This window comes from Psychroflexus maritimus (assembly GCF_011089875.1).
Classification (GTDB): domain Bacteria; phylum Bacteroidota; class Bacteroidia; order Flavobacteriales; family Flavobacteriaceae; genus Psychroflexus; species Psychroflexus maritimus.
Genome location: NZ_JAANAS010000044.1, coordinates 23,762 through 31,459, shown reverse-complemented (window position 1 = coordinate 31,459; position 7,698 = coordinate 23,762). Strand labels below are relative to the sequence as shown.

5 protein-coding genes are annotated in these 7,698 nt (G+C 33.7%); 4 read left to right on the top strand and 1 reads right to left on the bottom strand.

The features are described 5' to 3' along the window. Positions 1–29: 29 nt before the first annotated feature. Positions 30–1,214, bottom strand: a complete 1,185-nt coding sequence (locus G7034_RS06300) for an IS110 family transposase (protein WP_166399234.1) — start codon at positions 1,212–1,214, stop codon at positions 30–32. 469 nt (positions 1,215–1,683) lie between these two features. Between G7034_RS06300 and G7034_RS06295 the strand changes: the two genes are divergently transcribed. From G7034_RS06295 to G7034_RS06280, 4 genes are all read left to right on the top strand, one after another. Beyond that, positions 1,684–4,011, top strand: coding sequence for an ATP-dependent helicase (locus G7034_RS06295; protein ID WP_166400118.1), 2,328 nt, complete (start codon positions 1,684–1,686; stop codon positions 4,009–4,011). A 237-nt stretch (positions 4,012–4,248) separates the two neighbouring features. Continuing rightward, the gene (locus G7034_RS06290) at positions 4,249–6,027 is read left to right on the top strand and encodes an AMP-dependent synthetase/ligase (protein WP_166400117.1); all 1,779 of its coding nucleotides are present in this window, start codon (positions 4,249–4,251) and stop codon (positions 6,025–6,027) included. 23 nt (positions 6,028–6,050) lie between these two features. Further along, positions 6,051–6,596: a DUF1599 domain-containing protein gene (locus G7034_RS06285; RefSeq protein WP_166400116.1), complete on the top strand. Its 546-nt coding sequence runs from the start codon at positions 6,051–6,053 to the stop codon at positions 6,594–6,596. Then, a complete protein-coding gene (locus G7034_RS06280; RefSeq protein WP_166400115.1) occupies positions 6,597–7,694 on the top strand; it encodes a BT_3928 family protein in 1,098 nt (365 codons plus the stop codon). It abuts the gene before it with no gap. The last annotated feature ends 4 nt before the right edge of the window (positions 7,695–7,698 follow it).

Sequence of the window (7,698 nt, the reverse complement as noted above, 5' to 3'; positions counted from 1 at the left end):
AGGTACTATCTTTAAATCCAAACATTTTTTTAATTTTCAACCATAATTTTTTTATCTTTGATTTTACCGAGAGGAAGCATACTTTGATCACTCACTGGATGTTTACCTTGTATAGCCAAACTTTTTGTTTGGCTATTTTTTTCGCCTCTTTCAGAGGCGTACCGAGAGGAAAGCTCCTTCTCCTCCTCTTGGATATTTTTATTTCCTTTATTTTGATAATTAATATCAAAGGGTTCGTTTTTTTTCCACAAGTAATAAATTGTTAACAATAATTTTTTTTGAACAGCGACAATACCTTTCATTTTGATGCCTGTTCTTTCATAAACTCTAAGGTAAAGGTTCTTAAAAACTGTCCCTTCTGAACCTATTGCTATTAACGATGGCATGTGTAAAATTCGTCTAATCCTTGAGTTTCCCTTTTTCGATATTTTTGTCTTGCCTTTATGAGAACCTGATTGATTTTCTACAACATCATACCCAGAATAACTCACTAGTTGCTTGTAATTTTTAAACAGATTAAATCCATTTGTTTCTGCTATAACAGTAGCTACAGAAAGTATTGATAATCCTCTAACTGTGCAAATATTCTCTACTTTTAATTTTAGCTCCTCATCACTTTTTATGACTTCTTCGATAGCAATTTCTGTCTTTGTTTTTTGCTTTTCTAAGAAACGTATATGGCTTTTCATTTGCTTAATCACATGCTTGTTTGATAAAGCTGATTGTTCTTCTGCATGTAGCTTATTCTTTTCTACCGTAATCGATTCCTGAATGGATTGATACTGTCGTGTTAAAGACCTTAGGCTTACAAAAACATCTTTAGGTCTAATCCATTGAGATAAATTTTGTTCTGCCCCCATTTGTGCCAAACCTTTAGCGTCTATTTTATCATTCTTACTTTTTAAGCCAATAGATTGTAAATACTTTTTTGCTTTGTTTGGTAAAATAATAGAAACTCTATACCCTGCATCATCTAGATAATAAGCAAGTTCTTCGTGATAAACACCAGTAGCTTCTAAGCTAACAACTATTGGAATAGACTCTTTTTTTGTCCATTTATCAATCCATTTTACTAGCTTTAAAAAGCCTGCTTTTGAATTAGAAACACTACAAGAAGACTTAACCTTCACGCTTTGATTACAGTCTATCGTGCTTATACAAGCATCTACTTTTTTACTTGACACATCAAGACCTACTGAAAATTTTAAATTCATAATAAAAGTATTTTTTGCGTAATAATCATTAAAATTTTTCTCTAAGACTTTGCTCATGTAATACAATATCTATAACTAAATTATAGTATTTAGGTACTATTGAATCTTTAAGAAAAAGACTAGGATAGATTTGCCTTTATCAGCATTATCAATCAATGATTGTAACTAGCCCGCAAACAATTTGCTACCCTAGCTTTAATGATTTAACTGTTTAAAAATACAAAGATATGAGCCCGTAAAATTGTAGGCTTTAGTTTTTTTACTTTTGAAAAGCGACCGATAGGAAGCTCTTGAAAAAGCTTAAAAAACTTAGCTTACAATTGCGGACTTGAAGCGGAAAGCAGGTTCTCGGCTTCATAAACCACTCATTTACCTTAGTGAGGAAGTAGAAAAATCGGTTTTTGTGTAGGGGCTAAAATCTATTTTTTATGTGTATTTTTGAATTCCAAATTTAGAAAAAGAAAATACTGTGCAGGATTTTATAGCTCAATTAAACGATGCCCAACGGGAAGCTGTTCTTCAAAAAGATGGCCCCATGATAGTAATTGCTGGTGCGGGGTCTGGAAAAACACGTGTGCTTACTTACCGAATTGCTTATTTAATGAGCCAAGGGGTAGATGCGTTTACTATTTTATCACTTACTTTTACCAATAAGGCCGCTCGTGAAATGAAATCTAGAATTGCTGAAATTGTTGGTAATTCTGAAGCTAAAAATTTGTGGATGGGTACGTTTCATTCGGTTTTTGCTAGAATTCTTAGAGCAGAATCTGATAAATTAGGTTATCCTTCTAATTTTTCTATTTATGATGCGCAAGATTCACAGCGTTTAATTAGAGGGATTATTAAGGATTTTAATTTAGATAAAGACGTCTATAAATACAAACAAGTTTTATCTAGGATTTCTTCGTATAAAAATTCCTTAATTACAGTTAAAGCTTATAAACGCGACTTAGAGCTTCAGGAAGCAGATGCCATGGCTAAACGTCCTAGGTTAGGCGAAATTTATGAGGAATATGTTGAGCGATGCTTTAAAGCTGATGCTATGGATTTTGACGATTTACTTCTGCGTACCAATGAACTTTTAGCGCGTTATCCTGAAGTTTTAGCCAAGTATCAAAATCGGTTTAAATATATTATGGTAGATGAGTATCAGGATACCAACCACTCGCAATACCTCATTGTAAAAGCTTTGAGTGACCGATTTCAAAATATCTGCGTAGTAGGCGACGATGCTCAAAGTATTTACGCCTTTAGAGGAGCAAATATTAATAATATTTTGAATTTTCAGAAGGATTATAGCGATGTAAAAACCTTTCGATTAGAACAAAATTACCGCTCTACTAAAAATATTGTTGAGGCAGCCAATTCGGTGATTGAAAAAAATAAAACACGCTTAGAAAAGGTAGTGTGGACGGCGAATGACCAAGGGCCTAGAATTCGGGTTAATCGGTTGATTAATGATGCTGAAGAAGGACGTTTTGTGGCTAGTTCAATCTTTGAAAATAGAATGGAAAATCAGATGCGCAATAGTGATTTTGCTATACTTTACCGAACTAATGCGCAGAGTAGAGCAATGGAAGATGCTTTGCGAAAAAAAGATATACCTTACCGAATTTATGGTGGACTTTCTTTTTACCAACGTAAAGAAATTAAAGATGTACTTTCTTATCTGCGTTTGATTGCTAATCCAAAAGATGAAGAAGCATTGATTAGAATCATTAATTTTCCCGCCCGGGGAATTGGTCAGACTACCATGGATAAGCTCAATTTAGCGGCCAATCACTACAAACGTTCTATGTTTGAAATAATTGAACATTTGGAGAAACTTAATTTAGACATCAATAAAGGAATCCAAACAAAGCTGAAGAATTTTAATAATATGATTAAGAGCTTCAGGGTAATGGCAGAGAAAAAAGACGCTTTTGATTTGGCTGAAATTGTAGTTAAAAAAACAGGGCTTATTCAAGAAATGAAAAAAGATGGCACTCCAGAAGGAATTGCTAGAATTGAAAATATTGAAGAGCTTTTGAATGGTATTCAGGATTTTGTTGAAGGGCAAAAAGAAATTGCTGATGCCACAGGAAGTTTAAGCGAGTTTTTAGAAGATGTAGCCCTAGCAACCGATTTAGATAAAGAAACCGATGAGGTTGATCGAGTGGCTTTAATGACTATCCACTTAGCTAAGGGACTTGAATTTCCTTTTGTTTATGTGGTAGGAATGGAAGAGGATTTGTTTCCTTCGGCAATGAGCGTGAACTCTAGGTCTGAACTAGAAGAAGAACGACGCTTGTTTTATGTGGCTTTAACTCGCGCAGAAAAACAAGCGTACTTAACTTATGTTATTTCACGCTATCGTTGGGGAAAACTAATTGACGCTGAACCTAGTCGGTTTATTGAAGAAATAGATGAACAGTATTTAGATTTCATGGTTCCAAAAGACGATTATCAATTTAGGTCTTTTGTAAATCCTGATATCTTTGATGATGAAATTGATAAGTCTAATTTACGCACCACCAAACCCAAAAAAGGAACTCCTCCTTCAAAAACAGAGGAAGAAGAAAAACGCATTAGGCGTTTGCGAAAAGTAAAACCTCAAGATAATTCGCCAGCAAAACCAAGAAAGCCTATTCCACAATTAGATGCCGGCCAATGGGTAGAACACCAACGATTTGGAAAAGGAAAAGTACTAGAAGTAAAAGGGGTTGGTCAGGATAAAAAAGCCAATATTGATTTTCAAATAGGTGGTGTAAAAAGCTTATTGCTGAAGTTTGCTAAACTTAAATTGATTAATAATTAATTGTATTTTTTTCTCAGTTTTTAAGCCTATTTCAAACAAAATCACAGCCCAAGATAGGTAAATACCAACTCAAGGGGATGAGAATTCAGCCAGTTTCTAACCAGCAAATGCCTACTCTTTGCACTTACTTTAATAAATTCTAATTATTTTTATCCAAAAAGCAAGGAGTTTGTAGTTTTATTCCGAAATATTTTCTATTTTGCATTACAAACTTGAACAGACAAACACTTTCTGAAGATGATATCAGTAAAAAGATTATTCGATTTTCCCTACTACCAATTAGAAAAATTTAATTTAAATGATGCTTTAGTTACTAAATACCAGGGTAAATGGGTGTCTTTGACCACAAAAGAATATATAGATCAATCTAATCAATTAAGTAGAGGATTGTTAAAATTAGCTATAAAACCCAACGATAAAGTGGCTATTATTTCAACAAATAATAGATCAGAATGGAATGTGGTAGATATAGGAGTGATGCAATTAGGTGCGCAAGATGTGCCAATTTATCCTACAATTTCTAAAGAGGATTATCAATATGTATTGAATCATAGTGAGTCTAAAATTTGTTTTGCTTCAGACCAAGAAGTTTATGATAAAGTAATGGCCATAAAAGACCAAGTGCCTAGCTTAAAAGCAGTTTACACTTTTGATGAAGTTGAAGGAGCTAAAAACTGGAAAGAAGTTTTAGAATTAGGAAAAGATGAAACTACACAAGCTGAAGTTGAACAACTAAAAGCACAAGTAAAAGAAGACGATTTAGCTACTTTAATTTATACTTCAGGAACTACCGGAAGACCTAAAGGAGTAATGTTAACACATAAAAACATAGTGAGCAATGCACTTCATAGTCATACACGTTTGCCATTGGTTGAAGGCCAAGCTAAAGCCTTGAGTTTTTTACCTGTTTGCCATGTTTATGAACGAATGTTACTTTACTTATATCAATACAACGGGGTAAGTATTTACTTTGCTGAATCAATAGATAAAATTAGCGATAACTTAAAAGAAGTGAAACCTGAAGTAATGACCGCTGTTCCTAGGTTGTTAGAAAAAGTATATGATAAAATTATAGCCAAAGGAACTGACCTAACAGGAATCAAAAAAGCCTTGTTTTTTTGGGCAGTAGATTTAGGTTTAAAGTACGAACCTTATGAAGCTAACGGAGCATGGTATGAATTTCAATTAAAAATTGCCAAGAAATTAATTTTTAGTAAATGGCAAGAAGCTTTAGGCGGAAATCTAGAAGTCATTGCTTCAGGAAGTGCCGCTTTGCAATCGCGTCTAGCGCGTGTTTTTAATGCTGCAGGAATTCGTGTCATGGAAGGGTATGGACTTACTGAAACTTCGCCTGTTATTGCAGTAAACGATTATAGAGATGGTGGTTTTAAGATAGGAACAGTTGGTAAACCTATTCCTGAAACTGAAGTGAAAATTGCTAGTGATGGTGAAATTTTAGTCAAAGGCCCTCAAGTAATGATTGGCTATTACAAAAATCAAGAAAAAACCGATGAAGTGCTTAATGATGGATACTTTCATACCGGTGATATTGGTGAAATTGACAGCGAAGGTTTCTTGAAAATTACCGATCGTAAAAAAGAAATGTTTAAAACTTCTGGAGGAAAATACATCGCTCCGCAAGTTATTGAGAACAAAATGAAACAATCCCGATTTATTGAACAAATTATGGTAATTGGAGATGGCGAAAAAATGCCAGCAGCATTAATTCAACCTAATTTTGAATTTGTTGAAGAATGGGCCAAACGCAAAAATATTGATTTTGGAGGTAATGTTACCAACCTAGCCCAAAAACAAGAAGTGATTGACCGAATTCAAGAAGAAGTGGATGAATTCAATAAAAGTTTTGGAAAATGGGAACAAATTAAAAAATTTGAACTTACGCCAGCAATTTGGTCAATTGAAGATGGCCATTTAACCCCTACTATGAAGTTAAAACGTAGAGAGGTAAAAGCTTTATACATTGACTTGTACAATAAAATTTACGATAAAAATTAAACAAAGAAGCTAGATTTATTTTTATGGAAAAAACTTTGAAACAATACAATAAAGTAACTCAAAATTGTGTTGATTTATATAAAAAGAAACTAAAGGATTACGGTTGTGCATGGCGTATTTTACGCTTACCTTCACTGACTGATCAAATATTTATAAAAGCCCAACGCCTTAGAAGCATTCAAAATAAAAAAGTGCAAAAAGTAGCCGATGAAGCGCATTTAGAATTTGTTGGAATTATTAATTATAGCCTAATGGCATTAATTCAGATAGAAAAAGGCGTAGTTGACCAACCCGATTTATCTTTTGATGAAGCCGTTGAGGTTTTTGAAAAACAAGTGGAAAGAGCGCGTAACCTTATGCTGGATAAAAATCACGACTATGGTGAAGCTTGGCGGGATATGCGAATAAGTTCGTTAACCGACTTAATCCTTCAAAAGCTGCTTCGCGTTAAACAAATTGAAGATAATCAGGGAAAAACAATAGCTAGCGAAGGCATAGAGGCCAACTACTTAGATATGATTAACTATGCTATCTTTGCATTGATTTTAGAAAACGAAAAAACAGAATAAATGAATAACTTTTTAGTTCAAATTGCCCGTATTTTTGTTGGAGGACTTTTTATTTTTAGTGGTTTCATCAAACTTAATGACCCCCTTGGATTTTCCTATAAATTAGAAGAGTATTTTGGTGCTGATGTTTTAAATCTCGAGTTTCTTATTCCCCTGGCTTTACCCATGGCGGTGTTTATCGTAATTTATGAACTTCTGCTTGGGGTTACTCTGCTCATTGGTTTTTTGCCTAAATTTACTAAGTGGAGTTTGCTGTTAATGATTGTGTTCTTTACTTTCTTAACTTTCTACTCGGCTTATTTTAATAAAGTAACCGATTGCGGGTGTTTTGGAGACGCTATTCCGCTAACACCTTGGGAATCATTTTCTAAAGATGTTGTTTTGTTAATTCTAATTGTCTTTTTATTTACTAATGAAAAATTGATTAAACCTTTATTCAATGTAAAAACTCAGCGTTTAATTTTTGCACTTTCACTAACTGCTTGCGGTGTTTTTGCGTATTTTGTACTTTATCATTTGCCCTTACTTGATTTTAGGCCTTATAAAATAGGTGTAAATATTGAGGAATCTATGCAAATACCAGAGGATGCTGAACAAGCGGAATACGAGTACAGATGGAAATTTTTAATTAACGGAAAAGAAGAAGTAATTAGTACGTCAGGAACTTATCCCGAAACTGCAGGTGAATTTATTGAAGTAGAAAGCATTTTGATTAAAGAAGGTTATGAACCTCCTATTACCGATTTTGGATTTAATAAAGAAGACGAAGATTATACCGATGAACTACTTAATGAAGAACGCTTGTTGTTAATAACTACTTACAACCTCTCAAAATCTGATGAACAAGGTTGGAAAAATCTAGTTGAACAAATAAAAAAAGCACAACAAGAAAATTATAGAGTAGTGGCTTTATCGGCTTCAAGTGGTACTGAGTTTGAAGAATTATTTGAACGCTATGGCGTAGCGTTTGAATACTTTTTTGCAGATGAAACAGCAATAAAGACCATTGTACGATCAAACCCAGGGGTGTTAGTTATTAAAAATGCTGTGATTAAACAAAAATACCACTGGAATGATGCTTCAAATTTAATCTTCTAAATGT

What these genes read in the sequence shown, in the direction of transcription:
- G7034_RS06300 (WP_166399234.1), bottom strand. Translation starts at nt 1,214, where the DNA reads ATGAATTTAAAATTTTCAGTAGGTCTTGATGTGTCAAGTAAAAAAGTA.
- G7034_RS06290 (WP_166400117.1), top strand. Translation starts at nt 4,249, where the DNA reads ATGATATCAGTAAAAAGATTATTCGATTTTCCCTACTACCAATTAGAA.
- G7034_RS06285 (WP_166400116.1), top strand. Translation starts at nt 6,051, where the DNA reads ATGGAAAAAACTTTGAAACAATACAATAAAGTAACTCAAAATTGTGTT.
- G7034_RS06280 (WP_166400115.1), top strand. Translation starts at nt 6,597, where the DNA reads ATGAATAACTTTTTAGTTCAAATTGCCCGTATTTTTGTTGGAGGACTT.